At 39.9% G+C, this 23,740-nt stretch carries 18 protein-coding genes; 6 read left to right on the top strand and 12 right to left on the bottom strand.

Annotation, left to right across the window (positions count from 1 at the left end; all coding sequences use genetic code 11):
- Positions 1-145 precede the first annotated feature (145 nt).
- The 6 genes from H9I37_RS03720 to H9I37_RS03695 form a co-directional block, all read right to left on the bottom strand.
- Positions 146-670, bottom strand: a complete 525-nt coding sequence (locus H9I37_RS03720) for a hypothetical protein (RefSeq protein WP_187381130.1) — start codon at positions 668-670, stop codon at positions 146-148.
- Positions 667-1,284 (bottom strand): NUDIX hydrolase, encoded by a 618-nt coding sequence (locus tag H9I37_RS03715; protein ID WP_255422479.1) that lies wholly within the window; start codon positions 1,282-1,284, stop codon positions 667-669. The genes H9I37_RS03720 and H9I37_RS03715 overlap by 4 nt, the downstream gene beginning before the upstream one ends.
- Positions 1,281-3,422: an energy-coupling factor transporter ATPase gene (locus H9I37_RS03710; protein WP_187381129.1), complete on the bottom strand. Its 2,142-nt coding sequence runs from the start codon at positions 3,420-3,422 to the stop codon at positions 1,281-1,283. Before H9I37_RS03710 ends, H9I37_RS03715 begins: the two co-directional genes overlap by 4 nt.
- A 93-nt stretch (positions 3,423-3,515) precedes the next feature.
- Positions 3,516-4,322, bottom strand: a complete 807-nt coding sequence (locus H9I37_RS03705; protein WP_187381128.1) for a FecR family protein — start codon at positions 4,320-4,322, stop codon at positions 3,516-3,518.
- Positions 4,323-4,339: 17 nt separating this feature from the next.
- A complete protein-coding gene (locus H9I37_RS03700; protein ID WP_187381127.1) occupies positions 4,340-5,476 on the bottom strand; it encodes a hypothetical protein in 1,137 nt (378 codons plus the stop codon).
- A 1-nt stretch (position 5,477) separates the two neighbouring features.
- Positions 5,478-5,957: a hypothetical protein gene (locus H9I37_RS03695; RefSeq protein ID WP_187381126.1), complete on the bottom strand. Its 480-nt coding sequence runs from the start codon at positions 5,955-5,957 to the stop codon at positions 5,478-5,480.
- Positions 5,958-6,017: 60 nt separating this feature from the next.
- Here H9I37_RS03695 and H9I37_RS03690 point away from each other — a divergent pair, with 60 nt between their 5' ends.
- Both H9I37_RS03690 and H9I37_RS03685 read left to right on the top strand, forming a co-directional pair.
- A complete protein-coding gene (locus tag H9I37_RS03690; protein WP_187381125.1) occupies positions 6,018-7,058 on the top strand; it encodes a LacI family DNA-binding transcriptional regulator in 1,041 nt (346 codons plus the stop codon).
- Between the two features lie 19 nt (positions 7,059-7,077).
- A complete protein-coding gene (locus tag H9I37_RS03685) occupies positions 7,078-8,451 on the top strand; it encodes an aminopeptidase (RefSeq protein WP_187381124.1) in 1,374 nt (457 codons plus the stop codon).
- A 40-nt stretch (positions 8,452-8,491) separates the two neighbouring features.
- On the opposite strand, the gene H9I37_RS03680 is transcribed toward H9I37_RS03685, so the two are convergent.
- Positions 8,492-9,439: a ParB/RepB/Spo0J family partition protein gene (locus H9I37_RS03680; protein WP_187381123.1), complete on the bottom strand. Its 948-nt coding sequence runs from the start codon at positions 9,437-9,439 to the stop codon at positions 8,492-8,494.
- Entirely contained in the window at positions 9,432-10,187 is a 756-nt protein-coding gene (locus H9I37_RS03675) for a ParA family protein (protein WP_187381122.1), read from the bottom strand. The genes H9I37_RS03680 and H9I37_RS03675 overlap by 8 nt, the downstream gene beginning before the upstream one ends.
- A 48-nt stretch (positions 10,188-10,235) precedes the next feature.
- On the opposite strand from H9I37_RS03675, the gene H9I37_RS03670 reads away from it, so the two are divergent.
- The 4 genes from H9I37_RS03670 to H9I37_RS03655 all read left to right on the top strand — a co-directional run bounded on the left by H9I37_RS03670 (position 10,236) and on the right by H9I37_RS03655 (position 15,868).
- Positions 10,236-11,498 carry a class I SAM-dependent methyltransferase gene (locus H9I37_RS03670; protein ID WP_187381121.1) on the top strand — a complete coding sequence of 421 codons (1,263 nt, stop codon included), beginning with the start codon at positions 10,236-10,238 and terminating at the stop codon, positions 11,496-11,498.
- Positions 11,499-11,575: 77 nt separating this feature from the next.
- Positions 11,576-12,217, top strand: coding sequence for a TetR/AcrR family transcriptional regulator (locus H9I37_RS03665; protein ID WP_187381120.1), 642 nt, complete (start codon positions 11,576-11,578; stop codon positions 12,215-12,217).
- A gap of 109 nt (positions 12,218-12,326) precedes the next feature.
- The gene (locus H9I37_RS03660) at positions 12,327-14,105 is read left to right on the top strand and encodes an ABC transporter ATP-binding protein (protein WP_187381119.1); all 1,779 of its coding nucleotides are present in this window, start codon (positions 12,327-12,329) and stop codon (positions 14,103-14,105) included.
- Between the two features lie 14 nt (positions 14,106-14,119).
- Positions 14,120-15,868 carry an ABC transporter ATP-binding protein gene (locus tag H9I37_RS03655; protein WP_187381118.1) on the top strand — a complete coding sequence of 583 codons (1,749 nt, stop codon included), beginning with the start codon at positions 14,120-14,122 and terminating at the stop codon, positions 15,866-15,868.
- Between the two features lie 141 nt (positions 15,869-16,009).
- On the opposite strand, the gene H9I37_RS03650 is transcribed toward H9I37_RS03655, so the two are convergent.
- From H9I37_RS03650 to H9I37_RS03635, 4 genes are all read right to left on the bottom strand, one after another.
- Entirely contained in the window at positions 16,010-17,836 is a 1,827-nt protein-coding gene (locus H9I37_RS03650) for an aminotransferase class I/II-fold pyridoxal phosphate-dependent enzyme (RefSeq protein ID WP_187381117.1), read from the bottom strand.
- A gap of 88 nt (positions 17,837-17,924) precedes the next feature.
- Positions 17,925-19,175: a CDP-glycerol glycerophosphotransferase family protein gene (locus tag H9I37_RS03645; protein ID WP_187381116.1), complete on the bottom strand. Its 1,251-nt coding sequence runs from the start codon at positions 19,173-19,175 to the stop codon at positions 17,925-17,927.
- Positions 19,172-21,910: a membrane protein insertase YidC gene (locus H9I37_RS03640; protein WP_187381115.1), complete on the bottom strand. Its 2,739-nt coding sequence runs from the start codon at positions 21,908-21,910 to the stop codon at positions 19,172-19,174. Before H9I37_RS03640 ends, H9I37_RS03645 begins: the two co-directional genes overlap by 4 nt.
- Positions 21,911-21,959: 49 nt before the next feature.
- Positions 21,960-23,687 carry an InlB B-repeat-containing protein gene (locus H9I37_RS03635; RefSeq protein WP_255422478.1) on the bottom strand — a complete coding sequence of 576 codons (1,728 nt, stop codon included), beginning with the start codon at positions 23,685-23,687 and terminating at the stop codon, positions 21,960-21,962.
- Positions 23,688-23,740 lie beyond the last annotated feature (53 nt).

The following is a 23,740-nucleotide window of genomic DNA, read 5'->3' as shown; positions in this document are numbered from 1 at the left end:
GTTCAATATATACAAAGAAGTAACTTTTGTCAATCTATGCAGTAAAATTTAGAGTATTCACATTTTTAGCTAAAGAACGTTGGTCGGCAACAGTCATCATCAGTCGACGTCGGAGCCTGCCGGCAGCAGACGGCAGATGTTGACATCATTTTTTTACAATTCCGATTTCAGTCAATTTCCGCACTACAAAATCTCGTTCTGCTTTGTCTTTATAAATCAAATCAATATTGCCTTTTGATTTTGTAGCAACTGACAGAGTGTAATCAGGGTAATTCTCCTGCTCTTCCTTTGGGAGATTTAAGACAGGGAATGTGACGATATCATCAATTTTTATAAAAACGGAGCGTTGTATAATTCCATTTTCATATATGCCGGAATCTTTAGTAAAAAAATACTCACGTGTAATTATATAATCAGCAAGAATGTAACAGCAATTTAATACGATTCTGATAAACAAGCTGAAATTAGTGAAATGAGTTACGGCAATCGCCAATATTAAAACGATTTTTCCGCAAAATACGCTCAGTTTGTACTTTCTTTTAGGATGATATGTTGAAAATATCTCTTTTCCGCAATATTTCAAAATATATTTGACATATAATCTGTAGCCGATATTGATGGCAAAGATGGCAACCACAACAAAAATCAATACAAATAATTTAAAATTCATCGTTTATATTCTCCTTTTTGCATAGCGAGATATTTTTTTAGAGCTTTTGCGGAGCTTTCAAATGCGAGCGGAAGCGTTTCGATATCTTCTTCTGTCGCAACTCTTTTTGAACAAAGTGTCAGAACTTCACTCTGTTCCGGTTTTAGCGCTTTTATAAAATCATCGATTGAATTGTATTTTTTAGGCAACTCCGCTTTAAAAAAAATATCACATGTTTTATATTCAATTTTTTTATAAGGGTAAGTATTCGGAAAAGTGCAGATATAATGAAAGTCATTTTGATCAAACTTTACTCCGAGTTCCTCAAAACATTCGCGGCATAAAGCTTCTTCAGCAGATTCATCAAAGTCTATAAAGCCGCCCGGTATCGCCAGAAATCCATTGCGAGGCTCTTTTGCGCGCACTTCAAACAGAATATTTTTATGACTATCTTCGATTATGACACCGACGGCCGCAGCAACATTTTTGTATAAATCAAAACCACAGTCAGGGCAAATCCATTTTCTGTTTTCTTGATTTTTGATTTTTTTGCTGCCGCATATCGGGCACATTTTGAAATCGTTTTGCATATCAGAGTTTTGCGTTTCCGTGTCCGTTTTCATTCCATTAATCATTTAAAACACCTCACCGTGATAGCGTCTGCGAGCGATTCGGAACGTTTTATTGTCTGAATGATAAGAGGAACTATTAGTGGGATTGCGGCACGAATTCTAGCCATTCTCCCATGGACTTTCCCAAGACCACCGCGTATTATTTGAGTTTTTATGATAGAACTCGCTTCATCAACTAAAAGCGGAATAAATCTGAAAATAATTTCCACAATTAATATAAAATGGCGGACTGGAATATGAATCAACTGAAGAGGCAACAAAATTCCGTTCAATCCATCGATCAAGTCGTATTCTGGAGTCGAAACAAATAATCCGGAAATGCAGGCAAGAGCAGCATCAGTTCTGATAATCGCAGCGAGACAAAAAAAGATTTTTGACGGAGTCACCGTAAACCATTTCCAGTTTGTAAAATGTATTTCTCCTTCTAACGCAGGGTAAAAAATCATCTGAAAAATGCTGAAAAACAAAAGAAAAGGTAAAATTTTAAGGCTTGAAATAAGAAGTTTTTTAAGCCTGAACCCACACAAAACATCATAGATAACAGAAATCAAAAGCATGATTGCGCAAAGCCATACCGGACGAGCTGCGAGGGAAGAAACAAAAAGCAATGAAAACAAAATTATTCTGAACCATGCACTCAGTCGCTCAACAGGCGATTTCTTTTTTTCTTTGCTACATGACAAGCTATAAGATACTGATTGGAGATTTTCAAGAAGTTTTGCAGACTCACTAGCTGACAGCTCCGATAACGATTCGGGAATATCGGATGCTGTATCATCGCCTACCGTATCTTTTACGAGTTTACCATTTTCTATGTAAATTTCACGGTCGGCAAATTGCGCTTCATCAAAGTGATGAGTGCTGAACAAAACTGTTTTTCCTTCTTCTGCAAGTTTTTTCATCATATATAAAACTTGGCTTCGAGCAGCACAGTCAAGCCCTGCTGTCGGTTCATCAAAAAATATGATATCTGAATCCAAAGCGAGAATTCCAGCGATTGAAAGCCTCCTCTGTTCACCGCCGGAAAGCTCAAAAGTCCGTTTTTCTCCAAACTGTTGATACGGGAGCGCTGCATCATCCATCGCTTTTTGAACACGCCCCTTTAAGTTTTTTCCTGTTATTCCAAGATTTCGAGGACCAAAAGCGACATCATCGGCGGCAAAAGTTTCAAAAAGGGCAGCTTTTGCATTCTGCTGGGCAAGAACAGGACGAGCGCCATACAGTTTGCCGCTTTCAGCATTTAACAGTCCTGTGCACAATTCCAAAATAGTCGATTTTCCGGCGCCGGACTGCCCTGTTAAAGCCGTGAGAGTCCCTTTGTACAGATTAAAACTGATATCGAAAATCCCGTGTCCATTTATTTTCTTGCTGCCGTACACATAATTCAAGTTTTTTACACAAAAAGTCATCTCGGCAGACGAGTTTTTTATTTTTTCTGCAAGAAGTTTTTTATCTGTAACAGGAAGAGGAGAACCTGAAATTTTTAAAACATTATTCTTATCTGCCAGATATGCATTTTTTGTCCCATAAAAAGAAACTTTTCCGTTTTCAATTTCGATTATGTTGTCGGAGCGCTCAACAACTTCCATATCGTGTGTGATTTGAACAATTGTGTTGCCGCATTTATGCCAATAGTCAATAAAATCAAGCAGGTCTGAGCGAGACTTAGAGTCTATCATTGAGACGGCTTCATCAAGAATCAAAATTTCTGGACGGAGCGCTAAGATTCCGCTCAGTGCGATTTTTTGAGTTTGCCCGAGAGAAAGAGCCGCAGTCGGATCTCCTGCCCTATCGAGCATATCTACGACGTTGAGAGATTCAATTGTCCTAAGTTCAATTTCGCCTGGATTAAGCCCGAGATTTTGAGGTCCGAAAGCAGTATCGCGAGAAACTATCCCACTTACAATCTGATCTTTTGGTGATTGGAAAACTATTCCGATTTTATTTTCCGGTTGAATTTCAACTTTCCCAAAAGACGGTTCTTCAAGCCCGCATATGAGCCGTGCCAGAGTACTTTTTCCGCTCCCGTTTTTGCCGACGATTGAAGTATACGAACCTTTCGCAATCGCGAAAGAAACGTCATCTATGACAACTTTTTGGGAATATGAAAATTTTAAATGTTCTACAGAAATAATACTCATTAAATTTTATAAAAAAAAGTCTGCAAAAGATTCTCGAGTTCCTTTGCAGACTTCCATTATATCAAATTATCTGATTTTTTGTCTCTATTTCCACTATTCAAAAGCGATACGGACGGTAACCGATGGTTTTGCAACTGTTCTGCCATTTTGAGAGTCTATAGACAAGAGGTTTGCGCCAAAATCGGTCGATACTGTTTCTTGTGCGGCTGCTGTTGAAACAGATGATGCTAAACTGTTTATGGACTGAACAGTGTTGTTTACGGCAGGCGATACTGTCTGATTTTCAGATACGGAAATTGTCTGATTTTCCTGTACAAGAATTCCTTCATCAGATGTAGGAGTTATTCCTGAATCTTCTGCAACACCTGCACTTTCTTTTTTATTGCTTGATGAAAGTCTTGTCGGAGCGATAGAAGATTCTATTTCAGAAATATAAGGTGCGACTGCAACGACTCCTTCAAAACATGTTACAACGTTTGAATCATCGACGATCCAGTCTGTACCGCGGCAAGAAGCGACTGCCACAGCTGTATTAACAGTATAATTTACTCGCTTAGCTTCCGTATGGCTTACCTTCGAACGAACGGCGCCTGTTTTTAGAAAAATGCTGACGTTATCTTTTTTTCCTGTTGTCGAAAGTTCTGTCAAGGATATACGAGTGACAGGACCAATATACAAAACAGAGTCTATAAGTTTTATTTTTGCTTCTGAGTCAAAACCTGTATTCAAAATATCAGATTTTTTGATTTTATCTCCTCGCTGTACAGAAACCCAAGACTGCCCTTTTTTTACTTCAACTTTACCTTTTACATAAGTTATAACAGCATCTTCTGCAAAAAGTCCGCTTGCAGCTGCTAACACAATGCCTAAAATCAATAATTTTTTAAACTTTTCCCTCATTTCAAAACCCCCTTAACCTAGAATGATAAAGAAGCTTTCAATGCAGCAGTATAATTGCTAGAAGATGCTTCTATTATATCTATATAGGCAGTAATATCACAACCGACTTGAAGATCGCTAAAAATGTTGCAGACAAAATTGATTGTTGTATCAAAACCGCGAAACGACATTTGTTTTTCAGGTATTGCCAAAACAAGTTTTTCCGTAAACGTTGCATACATGTTGTTGTAGATAATTGCACAGTTCAACTTTGGAAAAATCCCTGATTTTACTGAACCGTTTGTTACGGAACGCGCCGTAATTGATGTAAACGGCACAAATGAATCGCTCAGCTTACCAGATATATATTCAATACCGCCGCCTGCAACGCCGATTTTTCCGATATAGAATGACAAATCCAATTTTGAATCTATGCTGACAGTTTTAAATCCCACAGATTCAAATGTACCTTTGAAATCATACGTACCTATAGTTGAAATAGTGCCGCCTAATGAAAGAGTTCCGTAGAATTTATCTGACATGCCGTTTGAATCATCTTTTTGAGTATTGTAAAAATAGCTCATCTGCAAACCGATTCTATTCGTATCGAACAATGTCTTATAAAAAAAATCAGCACTTATAGGAATGTAACCGACACACAAGTTATAAAACTTTGTATTTTTTGCATTCGGATTTTCTTCTTCCATGCCGACATTTAATGAATTGAGCAATCCAGTGTAGCCGACATATAGACCGTATTTTATTTTCAGAGAATCATAAGTGATATAAGCACCGTCTGAACACTGTGTAAAATATGTTCCGGAAGATTCATTAAAATTAAAACGACCGATTGAATAAGAGAGCGTCCCGTTTTCTAATGCATAGGAATTTGAAAACTTTAACAAATCTAAATCTACAATAGGAGTAAATACAGCTCCGCCAGAACTTAGAGTAAGGTCATATTTGAACAACCCCTCCGTCATCATATAACAATTTTTTGAAAAAGGAACGTTCAATGAAAGATACACATCATTTGACTGTGATAAAGAGTAGTTTTTAAAATTTGAAGTATATGCTTTTGTATTGTTATCAAAAACTCCGTTCCATGAAAATGCATAAGCTGCGGAGAACAAACATGAAAGCGCAATTATGCACGATGTGATTATTTTTTTCATATTACTCTATCTCCATGTCTGCATCTTTGAGACTAAAATTACCGTACTTTGAACGGCATGACGTGTAGATGCTCAACGCCTCAGCACCTGTAATGTGATATGACGGATCAATCGTTCTTGGAATTACACCGTCAGCTTGAAACTGTTTAAATGCATATCTTGGTGAACCTTTCGTGATTAAAAACATAAGCCCACCTTTTACATTCCATAGTTTAGAATAAATATATGCTAAATCAGCAGCAGAAATCGCAGTATCAGCAGTTACAAGTTCATCGATAATCCCTTTGTCATAAGATACTTTTATCGCATCATCAAGAGAAGTATTTTCATTGATCAGTCCCTGTTGAAGTGCCGATATATAGCATACATGCCCGTAAGTTACTTCACTGCTCTCCAACATATCAGTAATTACATTTGCAGACTGTGCATATATTACGCAAGCAAATAAACATGAAAATATTACAGAAATTGCCTTTTTCATAGTACTATTGTACTGTACATTTTGACAGTTGTCCACTTTAAACGGTATAATTTGTGGCGGATGGTCACTTTAAAAGAAATAGCAGAACGATGTTCTGTTTCAATTGCAACAGTTTCAAATATTTTAAATGGGAAGCAAAATGTTTCAGAAAGTACGAGAAAGAGGATTTTACAAGTAATCAAAGAGACAGGCTACAAGCCGAATTATATGGCGCGAGGTCTGAGGGCTTCTAAAACTCACTCTATTGGACTTATACTAGATGATTTAACCGAGTTCAGTTCTCCCGGCATAGTTGATGGGATTATGTCTCATTTTGAAGAGTACAATTACAAAACGATAATAGAAAATCTCCGTTTTTATTCCAAATGGGGAACAAAATGGTATCAGAATGAAGGATATAGAGAATCTGTTTCAAGTGCTATTGAAGAATTTCTTGCGATAAAAGTAGACGGAATTATTTACGTTGCAGGTCACTCAAGAGACATAAACTGCATTCCTAGCGACCTGAATATTCCTTTTGTCATATCATATGCGTTTACAGATGTGCCAGGAATTTCGACAGTTGAAATAGACGATGTTAAATCCGCATCCAATATGACTCAATATCTTATAAAAAACGGACACAAAAGCATCGCAGTCGTCGCAGGTAAAAAAGACAATATTCACACCGTGAGGCGACTTGAGGGAATTAAACAAGCTGCCGCAGAAAATGGACTGAAAATAGACGACGAGATTATTGTATATGGTGACTGGATGAGCGACTCCGGGTACAATGCCTGCAGAGTTATATTTAATTCAAAAAAAGAATTTTCGGCAATTTTTTGCCTCAATGACCTCATGGCTGCAGGAGTTTACTCCTACCTAAACGAGATTGGAAAAACACCTCAAAAGGACGTTTCTATAGTCGGATTTGATAACCGCACGCTTTCAAGATACCTAAAGCCGAGTTTGACGACTATGGAAATTCCTCTTGTTGAAATAGGTAAAAAATCGGCAGAACTTCTGCTAAATCAAATTGAATCTGACAAAGATGTGGCGACTCAAAAATATTTTGTGCCTTGCAATTTGATTGAGCGCAATTCTGTCAGATATATTAAATAACTTTTTTGGAGATATTTTTATGGAAGTTACTAAAATTAACGAGCGACTCATAGTTGACTACAAAAACTTCTTGAACAAAGGAAAGACTGAACGCGAATGTGTTTCAGAAATTGTAAAAATGGCTCGGGAAAACGGCTACAAAGACGTTTCCGAATTTAAAAACCTCAAATCAGGTGATAAAGTCTACATCACAAAGATGAACAAAGCTGTCGCTCTTTTTGAAATTGGAGTTGGACAAATTGAAAACGGAATGAATATCCTGTGTGCACACATCGATTCTCCGAGACTCGATGCAAAACAAAATCCTATTTATGAAAAAGATTTTGTTACATATCTGAACACTCACTATTATGGCGGTATAAAAAAGTATCAGTGGACTGCAATTCCGCTTGCAATTCACGGCGTTATATGTAAAAAAAATGGTGAGACAGTGAATGTTGTTATCGGAGAAAATCAAGATGACCCTGTTTTTTGCATTTCCGACATCCTTCCTCACCTTGCGCAAGAACAGATGAAAGATAAAGCAAGCGATTTCATAAAAGGAGAGGACCTCGACGTCATACTCGGCTTTGTTCCTCCTGCAAAACGCGATGAAAATCAATCAAAAGACGAAAAAAAAGACGCTAAAGAAAAAAGCAAAAAAACGATATTGGCTATTTTGAAAGAAGCATACGGAATTGAAGAAAATGACCTTGAGTCTGCAGAGCTTGAAATCGTGCCGGCTGGAAAAGCTCGTGACTTAGGGCTAGACCGCTCGATGATTCTTGGATACGGTCAAGATGACCGTTCGTGTGCTTTCACATCTGTTGCCGCCATGATTGAAACTCGCGCTCAAAAACGCACAACTTGCTGCCTCTGCGTAGACAAAGAAGAAATTGGAAGCGTCGGCGCTACAGGAATGGCTTCTAACCTTTTTGAAAACATGGTTGCGGAAATTGTCGCACGCACAGAACCTGCTTACAGCGAATTGACTCTGAGAAGATGCCTTGAGCGCAGTTGCATGCTTTCCTCTGACGTAAACGCAGCCTACGATCCGATAAACGCAAATCTTTATGATAAAGAAAATTCAAGCATGCTCGGCGGCGGTGTCGCATTCCAAAAATATACCGGAAGCCGCGGAAAATATAGCGCTTCTGACGCGAACCCTGAATTCATCGCAATCGTTCGCAACGCAATGAACAAAGCTAACGTGAATTACCAGATGGCTGAGCTTGGAAAAGTAGACCAAGGTGGCGGTGGAACAATAGCATATCATGCAGCAAAATACGGAATGGACGTTTTAGACGCAGGTGTCGCAGTTTTGAGCATGCACGCTCCTTGGGAAATCGCAAGTAAAGAAGATATCTGCCAGATTTACGAATGCAACAAAGCGTTTCTAGTAATAGACAAATAACTACGAAAGCTGCTAAACGTGAAAATAAATCAAATTAAAATTATTTTTTAGATAGGAGGACTTCGTAGATTCTATCGAAGTCCTTTTTATTTGAGTATCCAATTACGATAGAACCTTTGTTTATATCGCCTTTGAGAGACACATCGCGAGTTCCAAATATATTGCGGAGCTCTTGCTCAAAACTTAATACATCAGCGTCTTTTTTTACAGGTTTCTTTTCTTCTTTTTTTGCCGCCGCTCGACTACCGTTGTTGTACTGGTCTGCCAAAGCTTCCGCTTCTCGGACAGAAAGATCGGAACCTATGATTTTGCCAAACATGACTCGCATATCTGCATCATTTTTTACCATCAGCAAGGCGCGTGCGTGTCCAGAAGTGATTTGCCCATTTACAAGTGATTTTTGAATATCTTCTGGGAGTTTTAAAAGGCGAATAGCGTTTGCGACAGTAGCGCGGGCTTTCCCAACGCGTTTTGCAACTTCATCCTGACTCAAATCACTAAGCTGAATCAAGTTGTAATACGCCATCGCTTCTTCGATTGGGTTCAAATCGGCGCGCTGTATATTTTCAATCAAGGCGATTTCGAGCTTTTGCTGTTCGTCGAATTTTCTCAGCAAGACCGGCACGCTTGTAAGACCTGCCATTTTTGAAGCACGAGAACGGCGCTCACCGGCGATTATGATAAACTCACCGTTTTCAGCAGCTTCAATCACGATTGGCTCGATGATTCCATGCTCTTTTATAGATTCAGAAAGCTCATCTAGTTTTTTTTGATTGAACTCGACACGGGGTTGTTTCGGATTCGGTTTTAAAAGAGATGGATCAATCCACATGCTTCCGTCTTCTTTTACTGTAATCTCCGGCGGAATGCTGCTGTTTCTAACTTTTTCTGACAGTGAATTTCCGTTTGAAACATCAGTCCCCTGTGATGCAGCAAGGTTCTCTCCGAGCAATGCACCAAGACCTTTTCCTAATGCATTTCTAGCCACGACAAATCACCTCTTCTGCTAATTTTTCATAACTGCGCGCCCCAACACAAGATGGGTCATATTTACATATCGGAAGTCCATGAGACGGAGCTTCGGAAAGCCGTACGTTGCGTGGAATTATTGTGTTGAAAACGACATCTTTAAAATACGATTTAACTTGCATGACAACGTCCTGTGCGAGCCGCGTGCGTGAATCGAACATCGTAAAGAATACTCCGCCGATTGTAAGAGACGGGTTTATGTTCTTCTGCACTTTTTGAACAGTCTGGAGCAAAAGAGTAATACCTTCTAGGGCAAAATATTCACACTGCATCGGGACAAGAACTGAATCAGCCGCGGCAAGTCCGTTCAAAGTGAGCAATCCAAGAGAAGGCGGACAATCTATCAGGATATAATCGTACTTTGTCTTCAATGGTTCAAGAGCATTTTTAAGATAAAATTCGCGGTCATCGGCTTCGGCAAGTTCAATTTCTACACCTGACAAATCGATTGATGCGCTTATCGCGTCAAGATTTTCTACAGATGTGCGCTTGATTGCCTTTTCAGTCTCAATCTGCCCCGCAAGAAGCTCGTAAATCGTAGGCTTATCTTTTGAAACGCCGATTCCACTCGACATATTTCCCTGTGAGTCAAAGTCGACAAGCAGAACTTTTTTGCCGGCGAGAGCGATATAAGCACCGATATTGATTGCAGAAGTTGTCTTTCCAACTCCACCTTTTTGATTAACAAAAACTATGCACTTTCCCATGACATAGAATGTATCATTTTTTTTTGAAATAGTATACTGTTATTGATTATGATTTTAAGCGTCACTCTTTCAAAACCCGTTTCAGATGTTGAAAAAAAGCTCGGTCGTAAATATGAAAAAATTAAAATAAAGATTGAAAACTCAAAAGGGGAAATATCGTACTTTGCAGAGATGTTTACAAAAACTCAAGTTTTCCACAGACATTTTTCAGAAACAGAGCTCGACAATTTTCTTGCAGAAAATGCGTGCCACACATTTAAAAACTGCGTAAAGAGAACTGAAACTGAAGAAATAACGCTGATGACAAGCAAAAAAGGTAAAGTTACGGAACTGAGAAAAAAAAATCATCAGAATAAAGATGAGCCATCTACGCTAAAGATTTTGCCACCTAAACGCAAAAAAAATTATCTTCTTGAAGAAGGAACAATCGTTCCATTCCTTGTTGTTCTTGGAATTATGACCCCGGATGGAAAAGTCGTTTCAGCTAAGCACGATAAATTTCGCCAGATCAACAGATTTCTTGAATTTATAAATGATATTTTGCCGGAATTTTCTGATCGTTCTGCACTCTCTTCAGACACGAGAATAGACGAGTTACACCCTCTTCGCATAGCCGATTTTGGATGTGGAAAATCTTATCTTACATTTGCAGTTCATTATTTTTTGACGGAAATAAAACATATACCGTGCGAAATTGAAGGTTTGGATCTAAGGAAAGACGTCATAAACTACTGCAATGAACTCACGGAAAAACTTAAACTCAAAAATCTGACTTTCCACACTGGAAACATAGCTGATTATTTTGGAAACGAGCCACCGGACATCGTGATCACGCTCCACGCATGCGACACAGCAACAGATTACGCACTCGAATACGCCGTAAAACGCGGCGCAAAGGCAATCCTCAGTGTCCCATGCTGTCAGCATCAGGTAAATAAACAGATTTCAAAACCAGATGATAAAGCGTTCGAATCGCTTTTGAGATGGGGAATAATCAAAGAAAAATTTTCATCGCTTGTGACAGACGCTCTTCGTGGCGAATGGCTTTTGTCGAAAGGCTACAAAGTCCAGATGTTAGAATTTATAGATATGGAGCATACGCCCAAAAATATTTTAATTCGCGCTGTAAAGAAAAAAGAAAGCGGCAGTGAAAACGGCACGGAGAGCAACAGCAAAAACGGCAATAAAAACGGCGACACTCCGTGCAGCGTAGAAAAACTTAAAAGCATTCAAAAATCTATTCAGAAATCTATAGAAGATTCAAAAGCCTTGATTGACGCACTGAATATAAATCCTGAAATCTGGCGATAAAAAGCATCAAAGGCAAAATTTCAGCAAACTATAACACGGTTGTTGACATATCAGAAGACAGAGTTTATTTTATTTTTATGGAACAACCCGTTACCCGGAAAAACAGCCCTTTAAACACGCTCGAAAGAATCATCATGGTTTCTGAAAAGGAATTTTTAGACAAAGGCTTTAGAGGAGCTTCCCTTAGAGCAATCGTGAAAAAGGCAAGTGTCACTACAGGCGCATTTTATGGCTATTTCAAGAGCAAGGAAGAACTTTTTGACGCTCTTGTAAAAGAACACGCAACTCATCTTTTAGGATTTTTCAGCAATATCCTTGAAGAATTTAAAAATATGTCTTTGGAACAACAATTATCTTCTATGGCAGAAGTCTCGTCATTAGAGCTGAAAAAGATGTTTGAATATATCTGGGAGCACAAAATGGCATTTGAGCTGATTGTAAAATCATCTGATGGGACAAAATACGAAAACTTTATACAAGAAATCTCTCAAAAAGAAATTGAATCTACCGATGATTTTTACCGTATTCTTGAAATGCAAGGAAAATCTGTAGAACGAATAGACCCGCTTATCGAGCAGATTGTCATAAACAGCACTTTCTCATCATTTTTCAACTTGATTCTACGAGATATTCCAAAAGAAGAAGCAAAACGCGGTCTTTTACAGATGTTTAAATTCTATCGCGGCGGCTGGAACAGCCTTATGCACTTTTTAGATTAAAATTTTACAACCATCGTTTTCTTTCATTTTTCACTCATTAGCATTGACTAATATAACATTGTTATATATCATATCTTTTAGTTAGCTACATCTAACAAAAGAGGTTTATATGTCTGATAAAAAAAATAAAAATCCTGCAAAAAAAAGCCTTCCGGAGTGGATATTCTATTTTGCGGGAAGCAAAAAAGGACAATACATTGCAAGCATGATATTTGCTGTTATCAGCGTTGCATGTTGTATTGCTCCGTATTTTATGATTGCCCTGATTGTCCGCCAACTTATGAGTGGGCTTCGTGACTGGAATATTTTTTTGAAAGAATGCGGAATTACTGTTATTTTCTGGATTGGAAATGTCTTGTTTCATGCGATTTCTACAAACATGAGCCATTTCGCAACTTTTAATCTGCTTGGCAACATCAGGAAAATGATGTGCGATAAAATTACTCGCGTTCCGCTTGGCACTGTAATGGATATGCCGTCAGGGTCGCTCAAAAGCATTATGATTGAAAGAATTGATAGCATGGAAACTACACTAGCCCACATCGTCCCTGAGTACACTTCAAACATCATACTTTCTGTAGTTTTGATTGTTTACCTTTTTGTCCTTGACTGGAGGCTTGCACTCGCATGTATGGCAGTGCTTCCGGTAGGTGTGTTTGCAATGTCTTTTATGTTCAAAGATGCACAAAGGCGCTTTAAATATGCCATTGACAAGACGAAAGCATTAAACGATACGGCAGTTGAATATATAAACGGAATAGAAGTGATAAAAGCTTTTGGAAAATCAAAATCTTCTTACGAACGATTTGTCGTTGCCGCAAAAGAAGGCTCTGACTGCTACGTTGAATGGATGCGCGACTGTATCTGGCCTCATGCAATCGCAACGACAATCACACCGACACTTATCTTTTCACTTTTGCCGATCGGCGGTTTTATGTTCCTGAACGGAAGCATCGACTCGTCTTTGTTTATAACTGTGATTATCCTTGCAATAAGTGCAGTTCAACCAATCATAACTGCATTTTCTTATCATGATGATATAGCAAAAGCCGGAGCGATTTTTGGAGAAGTTGGAAACATCATGAATCTTCCTGAGCTTGTACGCCCGATTGCGAACAAAAAAGATCCATCAGATAACTCTATCACATTGCGTGACGTAAAATTCAGCTATCACAAAGAAACTGATGACAAAGAAAATAAAGAGATTCTTCACGGAATAAACATGAACCTTCCTCAAGGCTCATACACTGCATTTGTCGGTCCCAGCGGAAGCGGAAAATCTACGATTGCCAGACTGATTGCATCTTTGTGGGATGTAGATTCGGGAACAATAGAGATCGGCGGTGTGAACATCAAAGATTTATCGTTGGAGGAATACAACAACAGAATTGCTTACGTAAGTCAGGATAACTTCCTTTTTGATTTAAGCGTAAGAGATAACATTCGGATTGGAAATCAAAATGCGTCAGACAAAGAAGTCGAAGAAGTTGCCAGAGAATCAGGCTGTTACGATTTTATTATGTCGCTCGAAAACGGCTTTGACACAATTGTCGGAGGAAGCGGAGCTCATCTCAGTGGCGGAGAATGTCAACGAATTGCGATTGCGCGAGCTATGATGAAAAATGCTCCAATTGTCATCTTAGATGAGGCGACCGCTTATACAGATCCCGAAAACGAAGCTATCATTCAAAAATCTGTTGCTCAACTCGTAAAAGGAAAGACACTTATAGTGATTGCGCACAGGCTTTCTACTGTAAAAGACGCAGATAAACTCTACGTTATCAAAGACGGCATGATTGATTCAAGCGGAACACACGAAGAACTGCTGGAAAAATCGGTTTTGTATAAAAACATGTGGACAGCCCACATTTCAAGTAAAGATGAGTAGCAGGAGGTATTTTGATGTTTGAAACTATAATGAAATTTTTCAAATTCAGTGATATAGAAAACCGTAAGAAATTTTATGGCTCAATAATAGTTGGAATTTTTAATTCATTTTTTATGGCTTTAAGGATCGGAGCTGTTGCAGTTATGATTCGCGGCGTTACGGGAACTGTGCTTTATGGTCTCCCATTCGAAACAAAAACAATATGGCTTTCTTTTGCGATAATGTGCGCTAGCGTTGTCGGAGGAATTATAACTCGAAAATTTACAGCAATGTGGCAATGCGAAGGCGGTTACAGAACATGTGCAAAAAAAAGAATAGAGATTGCGGAACATCTTCGTTACTTGCCGATGGGATACTTCAATGAAAATAGCCTTGGAGAAATCACATCGGTTACAACAAACGCTATGGAAGCTCTTGGCGACATTGCAACGAGAGTTATCATGATGGTATTTCAGGGAGTGCTCGATACTTCTCTTATCATCATCATGCTTTTTGTATTTGACTGGAGAATCGCTCTGATCGCCCTTGCCGGCTTTGCACTTTTTGAATTTGTAAATGTATTTATGCGCCTTGCTGTAAAAAATGTTTCTGCGGAAAAAATCAGAGACGATACGGCAGAGATAGGAAAAGTTTTGGAATATATTCAAGGAATTGCTGAAGTAAAAGCATACAACCTTTCAGGCAGTCGCCGAAAAGAATTGAACAGCATAATCAATCGCCGCGTAAAAACACTTATCAAAATGGAGATGCGCTGCATTCCTGTTTCAAGCCTTCAGACACTGACATCAAAGTTGAGCGGAGTTGCAATGATGCTCGCTTCTATTTTCTTTTATTTGAACGGCTCGATGGCTATTGCCGATTGTATAACAATGCTTGTCTGTTCATTCATGCTGTACAACGCACTTGAAGCAGGAGGCAACTATTCTGCACTGCTCCGCACAATCGATATCAGCATATCAAAAGCAAATGCAATTTTGAACCTTCCTGCAATGGATATCGACGGTGCAGATGTTCAACCTAAAAACCACGATATTGAGGCATCTTCTATCGATTTTGCATATGAAAAACGAAAAATCATCGATAATATCTCTTTGAAAATCCCTGAGCACACAACTACTGCGATTGTAGGTCCTAGTGGAGGAGGAAAGACGACGTTGTGCCTTCTGCTTTCACGTTTTTGGGATGCAGATTCAGGTGCCGTGACTCTCGGCGGAACAAATGTAAAAGATTACAGCATGGATAGCTTGATGAAAAACTACAGCTTTGTTTTCCAGCATGTATATCTGTTTCACGACACTATCGCAAACAATATCCGCTTTGGTGAGCCCGATGCTCCTATGGAACGAGTGATTGATGCTGCAAAAAAAGCATGTTGCCACGAATTTATAAGTGCGCTTCCAAACGGCTACGACACAGTGATTGGCGAAAGAGGTGCCTCGTTGAGTGGGGGCGAACGACAGCGCATTTCAATTGCACGCGCAATAATGAAAAATTCTCCTGTCATCATCCTTGATGAAGCGACTGCAAACGTTGACCCTGAAAATGAACAGGAACTCATGGCGGCTATCGAAGAGCTTACAAAAGAAAAAACAGTGATAATGATTGCTCACAGGCTCAAGACAGTTCGCAATGCGGATCAGATAATAGTGATTGATAAAGGATGTATTGCAGAACAAGGTAAACACGACGAGCTTGTAAAAAAAGGCGGAATATACGCAAGGTTTATTGATTCAAGAAAACAGGCTGTCAGCTGGAAATTATGATAGAAGCTATCCACTGCAAGGAAACTCCCTCAAAAGCGAGAGAGCATGGCCGCATGTAAATTAATCGGAGTAATTTTCATGTGGCAAAATGAAATGGCATCGTTAAAAACTTACTGTATAGATTTTAGCGGTGCCCTACATTCAACCTAAAATATCTTTTAATGCCGCAATGAGCGCATCATTGTCTTCTTTGTTCCTAACTGCAAGGCGGATATAGCCGCCGCTTTCAAAACCTTTTTTTGAAGAAAGGTCTTTGATAAAAATATTGTATTTTTCAAGCAGAGAAACTGTGAGCTCTCCGGCTTTTATACCGTTTAGGCGGCACAAAACATAATTTGCCTCACTCGGAAAAACCTTAATGCCTTCAATTTCTGAAAGCCTTTTTATAAACCTGCTGCGTTCTTCTGCAATAGCATCGCAAGCAACCGCGTAAGTTTTGTTGTACTTGTCGTAGATTTGCAAAAAATATTCACCGAACGAATTGATGTTCCAGATGGCATTCGTTTTCCGAATACGAGAAATATACGCCGGGTCGGAAGAAGCGAGAATGCCGAGTCTGAGCCCCGGAACACCGTAACTTTTGCTGATCGATTTTACGACGATGAGATTCGGATATTCGTTTAAAATTTCTTCGTCGAGCAGCGTGTAGCGTATCGCCTTATCCGCAAAGTCGATAAACGATTCGTCAAAGATAATCGTTACGTTGTCCTTTTTTAATTCTTCACACAAATGAAGAACTTCGCCTTTTTTTAAGAAATTGCCGGTCGGATTATCAGGATTGATTAAAAGGACTGTCTTTGCACCAGTTTGTCGCACGGTTTTTAAAATATCGTCTACCGAATAAACAAATGTTTCTCTATTGGTCGGGACAGGGACAACTTCCGCGTGCGTAAATCGTTCCGGATATTCATTGAACGTCGGAAATGGAATTGCAACTTTGCCTTCAACATATTTTGCAAGAGAAGAAATAAGTTCCGCCGCTCCGTTTCCAACGACGATATGCTCCGGCATGATGTTGAATATTTTTGACGCAAGGAGACTTTGCTGGGCGGCTCCGCTCGGGTATTCTGTAATGAGGACGTGGAAATTCGCTTTCATTTCGCTTACAAGTTTTTTCGGTGGAAAATACGGATTTACAAGGTAACAAAAATCTTTCATCTGCGGGAAACGCCAGTAGCCGCCGTATCGTTTTTCAAGGCTGTGCAACTTTTCGATTCCCGTTTTGAAGCGGTCTTCCGCAATCGCAAGGTCTGCCGGATCATCGATTTCGTACCAGTCGCTGCCGCTTACGACAAGTCCTTTTAGTGATGACGACGATAAAAACGAAATGACTTTCAAGACTTGTTCGTAATATTCGTTTTTACCGAAAGATTTTTGATATGCGTCAAGGAAAGGCAGATAATACTGCTCGGAAAACTCTTTGGAAAATTTATAAATGTTAACTGTTTTATAATAATGCTCAGTGTCAGCCCAATTAAAGCGGACTTTATCGAGCATTCCCGTTATACAGCGATTTTCGTCAAGAAGCGTGCAGGTACCGTCCATCCATGCCTCAAAAGGAGAGACAACCGCAAGGTTTTTGTCGGGAGAGGCGATGAGCGACTGTAATATTTCAGGCTTAAAAATCAAATCGCTTTCAAGCAAAATCGTATCGTCTTTTGCCATCTCGCTTCCGGCAAGAAACAGCGAATAAATATTATTCGTCGTATCGTACACAGGATTTTCGATGTAGTCGATTTTCATGCCGTTTAGATTTTCCGCATTAAATTTTGATGCGATAAAATCTTTTAAAAGTGCGCCTTTATAGCCGACAACGACGACAAGCCGCTCGATTTTGTTTGCGGTAAGTGCCTCTATCGTATATTCAATCAATGTTTTTCCGTTGACTTTGACCATGCACTTTGTAGCGTCTTTCGTATAAGATTTAAGCCGCTTTCCCATTCCCGCAGCCAGAATAATTGCCTGCATATATTTCTCCTGTTTTTATAAAAGTATATATGGCAGTCCGCTGATTTACAGCAGCTGTCTTATCATCATTTTTCGCCGTTCAAGCGATTCATCGAGGTTCATCGTATCGCAGCGTATCGATCATAAAGTCCGCAATCGCCTCGCCTGCTCTTCCCTCGTTCTGCCACGCTTCTGCTTTTGCGGCTTTTCGAGCAGCTGCAAGTTCCGCACTGTCTCCTGCCTGCATAATCACGTTTTTTATATCAGAAAAATGCTCTTCTTTCAATTCCACGCCGATTTTTTTGAGCGTTTCAAACTGCCAAATTTTTTTGCCGTTGTCTTCAAGGTCGTATGCATCGTAGGGGCGTAAGTCCAAGTCAGCGTTGACGTACATGACAGGTTTATCACACAAAAATGCGTAATCGTAAATTATACCTGAAAAATCTGAAATCATAATGTCGGCTTTTTTCATCGAATAAATATTGTCGCGCTCGTAGTCCCATTCGACATTCGCTGTATTTTTATATTTTTCGGTGAGTTTTTCGAGCATCGCGCTTTCAGACTTTTTCGACTGCGGGTGCGGACGGACGATAATGCGCCAGCCTGTAGCCGCAAGCGGGTCAAGAAGCTTTTCGCCGTAGCGCAAAAGAAGCGCGCTTTTTCCCCACGACGGTGAGACGAGAACAGTGAAAACGTGATTTTCCTCTTGTGGAATGGACGCCATGCGCTCTTTGAGAACGTCCAAATAAGGACATCCGACAGTTACAAGCTCTTTTTCATTAATAGCGCGTTTTTTTTCAAGCGCTCGTATGTCTTTTTTTTGATAGTCGCCGGACAAAAGCACAGAATCAAAAAAATCGATTCCGAACAGGCGGTACATCGTCGCGTCGCTTACAGCATGTAAGACGTGAGAATAATGCTTTACGTTTCGGCTTCTCTTCATCTGATAGACGTTCAGACCAGGCGTCGTCATCAAAACAACTCCGGCAGAAATCATATTGAGGCGCGCAAACGCCGCATTGCCTTCCCCGATAAACTCAGGCTTTACAAATTCATATTTCTCGTCGAATACTGCGTCATCTTTTGCAGAAGTGTAATAAGTCAAAGGTATTTTCCGTTTTTCAAATTCGTCGGCAATCGGCTTAAAAATATTTCTGTACTGTTTCCCTTCAACATAAACGACATATTTTTTTAACGTAGCATCTGTCGTATCAATACCGCTTTTTTTGCCTGATAAAAACACTTTGAATTTTAAAAGTACCGCTCTGCTCAAAAAGAACAGAGTTGCAGCCGCTCCGATAAGAATCGAAAAGAGCATGCTGCCCGTTCCCGGGTCGATATATAAAAACGGTTGGGTCATTGTTGAATCTCCTTTTCTGTTGGACGGCTCCAGCTGGAAGCCTTAAAAATATTGTCTTTTACCTTCCACCAGTGCGAATAAGGAATATTGAATTTGTATTTACCGTTCATAGCAGGCTGATGTCGGTCGCTTATAGAAATGATAACACCGTCTTTTTTCAGCGCATGCGTATCAAGCGGGACTATCTTGCCCGTAAACGGATTTACAGGATTTTCAACAAGTCCTTTTAGCAGAAGGCTCGGAGTGTCGGTATTTGTCATAAACGTATCATCTTCGATAAGCTTTCCTGACGCATTGAAGTCTTTAAATAAAAGCAATGGATGATAATGCCCTCGCCCTTCGTATTTTCCTCCGGCAATTTGTGAATCAAGCTCGGCATCAGGCTCAATATCATCTTCATACCCATTGCAGCCGTGGTCGGAAACGATGACAATTCTTGTATTATCGTAAATGCCGTTTTCCTTCAAGAAATCAAGCCACGAGCCTAGCATTTTTAACGCTGCAATCTGCGTGTGATAATCAAGGTTTTCTTTGTATTTTGAAGTTCCTTTATTCGTGACTTTTTTTACAGGAATATAATCAGGTGCCTGTAATAAAAGATTTTCATGAGTAAGCTCATTAACCATACAGACATAAGAACCGTTTTCAGTATCGGAGATAGATGTCAGCCGCTTCAAATAATCGAGCGCAGAATAATTGTCTAGAACGATTTTTACGTTGCCAGATTCTGAATCAGAACTCCAGTACGTCCCTTTTTTATAAAGCATTTGACGCAGTGCAATCGGCGACTGTCTAAAAAAACTGAAAAACAAAAGATTGCGTTCAAGAATTTTTCCATCGTCTCCAATGCCACCCTCCGTCCAGTGCTCTTTTTTCCACAACGCCGAATAGCGCCCGATGGTCTGGTAACCGTTGATTTTAGGGAACGGACTGATAAAACTCAAATCGCAAAATCCTGCATAGTTTCCCCACGAAGGGTCTGTTATTGCTGCTGAAAATCCTTTTTGCTCGGTAAAAATACGCGGCAACATCAAAAGAGCTTCATTATTTTTTTTGACGAGCGGAACATCTGAGCGGCGGTTCATTTCAAGCGGTGTATATTCGTAACCGCCGTACAATCCCGGCGCTCCTTGAAGAGTGTGTCCGTTAAAAGAAACGACATTATTGTAAAAAACAAAGCCGCTGTATTTTTCGTAAAGAGATGGATCTTCATTAAACATTTCGTCGATATATTGACTTTGAGCGCGGTCAAACATAAAAAGCACTACGTTTTGATGATTTTTTGAAAGATGAAAAATCGGCTCAATAGAAGCAGATATCTGTGCATTACCTGCTTTTTTGTATTCGGAGTATGCTTTTGAAATCGAAAATATGTTTGCAATAGACACAGCTCCAAGCGCAAGCGCAAAAATCGAAGAAAGAGATATTAAAACCTTAGCATTTCTCAATTTTATAAAAAACGGCAGTGCACAGAACAACGCAATTAGGACAAAAACATTGACAAGAGACAGGAACGAAATCACCTTAAAATCGGTAGCATTCAAAAACGAAAGAGACGATGACACATCTCCATAGCTGAGCATAAAAATATACGAATTGGCTAGCGCACAATACACGAAAGCAGTCATTACAAATGCAAGAACAGTCTGAACTTTTTTCCCGAACAAAAAGTAAACACAAGGTGCCCAAAATAAGAAAATTCCCGCAGCTTGCAATCCTGTATTTCCAATAAAATACAACGGATTTGCATGCTCACCGATTCCTGCGAACTCGGCTGGAGAAGATGCGATAAGAGACGACGGTATCACTGTACCTGAAAGTAAAAACAGCACACCACACGAAACAAGATACAACGTATGGCGAACCCTTGCATTTTCAACAATACAAGAAAGCGTTCCGTCAAGCAGTTTTTGAACAGCTTTCACAACCTGCGGCAAGAAAATGATTAACACAGCTCCCAACAAGAAAACAACTTTGTACTGCATCTTTGAAGAAAAAACAAACAAAATATACACAGCGGAAAGTACCGCTCCAACGCACGTGCAAATCCAAAAAACTTTTAGAGGATTTTTAAGTTTATAAAAAATGTTTTTTACCATACTGAAGACGTTATTCATCGTCCAGTAAAGTACAAGACCTGCGGGAGACGGATACAAAATCACAAGAAAAACAAGAGCTGTAACAAAGACTTGTAGTTTATCTTTGAGCATTAAACCTTTCGTGTAGATTATGCCTGAGACAATATTTATCAAAGTCATAGCGATCGGGAGAACATTTACGGGAAAACTGCCGATTTTAAACAACGCATCCTGAGCTCCCATATCTTTGATAAATAAAAATGAAGCTCCTTTTAGAGATGGCAAGTGCGACAAAAATGTATATGCGGCGATGAAAAACGGAATCTGAATCAAAAGCCCGAATATAGAACGCAGCGCCATCACAGGATTGTAACGGCATTCTTTGTAATAAGCTGTCGTCATCATATAGCGCTCGTCGCCGGTAAACGACGCTTTAATCCTCTCGAGCATAGGCTGCATTGATTTTTGTTTTTTGCGCTCCGCTTCCTGTAACTTTTCCGCAACAGCATACAACGGCAGGCAAAAAAGAGTAACACCGATACTGACCCCGATGACAGAAATTCCTGTGTTTCCGGTAATTTTGCTGAAAAGCGAAAAGATACATTCAATCAGCGCATACAGCGGATAAATTATGATTGTGTAAAGAAAATGTGACATTGCAACTCCAAATATTTTAGTTTAACTTAGCACATTACGGCTAAAAACATCATTGTGTCAAAAACGCAGCTTCGTATTGCTCGCCGGTGATATCACTTATCGTGAGACTTTTGTAGCAAATGTCGTAACCGGCAGGAGAACTTTTCGCATTGTGTTCATATAAAAATCCGATTCGTCCGTCTTTTTGCTGAATCATCGTTGAATATGCGCTTGAACCGGTATGGATTTGATATTGCCGCCATTCACTGCCGGTTACAAACTCATCAAGAGATACGTTCTCCGTGATTGTGCGCCAGTATATTGTTACATTATTTCGACCGCTTGCCGCAGGGATAGATTGCAATGCAAGATAAACAGGTGTTTTATCGTTTACCGCACACGCTTTCACAATCAGAAGTTCTCCGTTTGTTCCGCCGTCGTTTCCTAACTGCAAGTGAGAAGCTGTTCCCCAATTTCCCTCTCCCGTATTTTTGTTTGTGTAGGTAAAAATATTTATATACCTTCCGTTTCCGAAGCGGCTTGAAAGAATAACTCTTCCGTCGGGAAGTTCTTCAACTTTCGCCTCGTCTCCAGATGGAATTGGCTTTACTGTTGCATCGCCGCCGAGCACTTTCCACGTGTCTCCGAAGTCGTCCGAATATATAACAGTATTGCCAAAATCTCCAATCAAAGGCGCCGCGTATATGCGGTAGTATTTATCGACTTTAACAAATCGGGACTGGTGTATTTTCCCTGACGTAACAAACATACGCTGCCAAGATGCGTTCATTCCGTATATTTGGTCGGTTATGTCTGTCGGAGTAAAAGAGTTCCCGCCGTCGGAAGATTTCAACATTGCGACATTTTGTTTGCCATCTTGATAGCGTACATTGCCTTTTACATGAATGATAAGAACTTCGTCGGAATCTCTGTCTGCTACAATAGCGGCATCTCCGCATCCGTATTCGGGCGTTTCCGGAACGTTTGTAAGATTAGTGTCGAGAGAAGACCAACTTTTGCCGTAATCTAAAGAGCGTTTTAAGATTAAATCAATTCTATGAATATGTCGCGGGTGAAACGGTCTAAACCCGCCCCACTCATCGTATTCACCAACGTCCGCCGCATGTTTGTACCGCAAATCTGTTACAGCGAGCAGCGTGCCGTCTTTTGTTTCAGCAAATGCGGGGATTCTGTAATAGTCGTCGGGGCGGTCTGTTTTGCTTTTCCATAAATCAGTTTCACCAATGGATTTCGGCTTCCATTTTGTGTAGAGCGTAATATTTTTTGTTACCTTGTCGGACGCAGTGTCCCACATTTGAGTGTTCTTTTTATCTTTGTACCAGCCTTCAAAGTCCCAAGTAAAATGAGTAGGATTTGCCGGCATGGTTGAAATCGTCTCTCCGTTTGCAACTTTAATCTCTGAGGGTGCAGCCGAAAGCCCGCGCGTGTTGAATGTTACAGTAAAAACTTCAGTAGACGGCACGAGAGGAATAAGCGGTGACGCATTTTGCCACTTTGCGTAGAGCGTTATATCTTTGGTGACTGTGTCGGTGTCTTTGTTCCATTTTGTTGTGCATCCGCTTTCTTTGTACCAGCCGCAAAAAAGTTTCCCGTCCGCACTAAGATTTGGAAGCTGCGCATCAGTCAATTTTGAACCGTAACTTACACTGATGGCAGGAAATTGTTTTCCGCTGTCTTGCGTATCATAAGAGACATTACATATCAAAGGTTGATAGAAACAACTTATCGTTGTAAATAAAACTACTGCAGTAAAAAGAAAGGAAAAATATTTTTTCATCGAGTACACCTGAAAATTTTATAGCTGAAAACGAAAGGACGTTGCAACAATGT

Origin of the sequence: Treponema sp. Marseille-Q3903, assembly GCF_014334335.1 — a bacterium.
GTDB lineage: Bacteria > Spirochaetota > Spirochaetia > Treponematales > Treponemataceae > Treponema_D.
The sequence above is the reverse complement of the archived record's forward strand: the minus strand, read 5'-3'. Positions and strand labels throughout refer to the sequence as shown.

Coding starts and splice junctions, on each gene's coding strand:
- H9I37_RS03720 (WP_187381130.1), bottom strand. CDS start 670: ATGAATTTTAAATTATTTGTATTGATTTTTGTTGTGGTTGCCATCTTT.
- H9I37_RS03715 (WP_255422479.1), bottom strand. CDS start 1,284: ATGATTAATGGAATGAAAACGGACACGGAAACGCAAAACTCTGATATG.
- H9I37_RS03710 (WP_187381129.1), bottom strand. CDS start 3,422: ATGAGTATTATTTCTGTAGAACATTTAAAATTTTCATATTCCCAAAAA.
- H9I37_RS03705 (WP_187381128.1), bottom strand. CDS start 4,322: ATGAGGGAAAAGTTTAAAAAATTATTGATTTTAGGCATTGTGTTAGCA.
- H9I37_RS03700 (WP_187381127.1), bottom strand. CDS start 5,476: ATGAAAAAAATAATCACATCGTGCATAATTGCGCTTTCATGTTTGTTC.
- H9I37_RS03695 (WP_187381126.1), bottom strand. CDS start 5,957: ATGAAAAAGGCAATTTCTGTAATATTTTCATGTTTATTTGCTTGCGTA.
- H9I37_RS03690 (WP_187381125.1), top strand. CDS start 6,018: ATGGTCACTTTAAAAGAAATAGCAGAACGATGTTCTGTTTCAATTGCA.
- H9I37_RS03685 (WP_187381124.1), top strand. CDS start 7,078: ATGGAAGTTACTAAAATTAACGAGCGACTCATAGTTGACTACAAAAAC.
- H9I37_RS03675 (WP_187381122.1), bottom strand. CDS start 10,187: ATGGGAAAGTGCATAGTTTTTGTTAATCAAAAAGGTGGAGTTGGAAAG.
- H9I37_RS03670 (WP_187381121.1), top strand. CDS start 10,236: ATGATTTTAAGCGTCACTCTTTCAAAACCCGTTTCAGATGTTGAAAAA.
- H9I37_RS03665 (WP_187381120.1), top strand. CDS start 11,576: ATGGAACAACCCGTTACCCGGAAAAACAGCCCTTTAAACACGCTCGAA.
- H9I37_RS03660 (WP_187381119.1), top strand. CDS start 12,327: ATGTCTGATAAAAAAAATAAAAATCCTGCAAAAAAAAGCCTTCCGGAG.
- H9I37_RS03655 (WP_187381118.1), top strand. CDS start 14,120: ATGTTTGAAACTATAATGAAATTTTTCAAATTCAGTGATATAGAAAAC.
- H9I37_RS03650 (WP_187381117.1), bottom strand. CDS start 17,836: ATGCAGGCAATTATTCTGGCTGCGGGAATGGGAAAGCGGCTTAAATCT.
- H9I37_RS03645 (WP_187381116.1), bottom strand. CDS start 19,175: ATGACCCAACCGTTTTTATATATCGACCCGGGAACGGGCAGCATGCTC.
- H9I37_RS03640 (WP_187381115.1), bottom strand. CDS start 21,910: ATGTCACATTTTCTTTACACAATCATAATTTATCCGCTGTATGCGCTG.
- H9I37_RS03635 (WP_255422478.1), bottom strand. CDS start 23,687: ATGAAAAAATATTTTTCCTTTCTTTTTACTGCAGTAGTTTTATTTACA.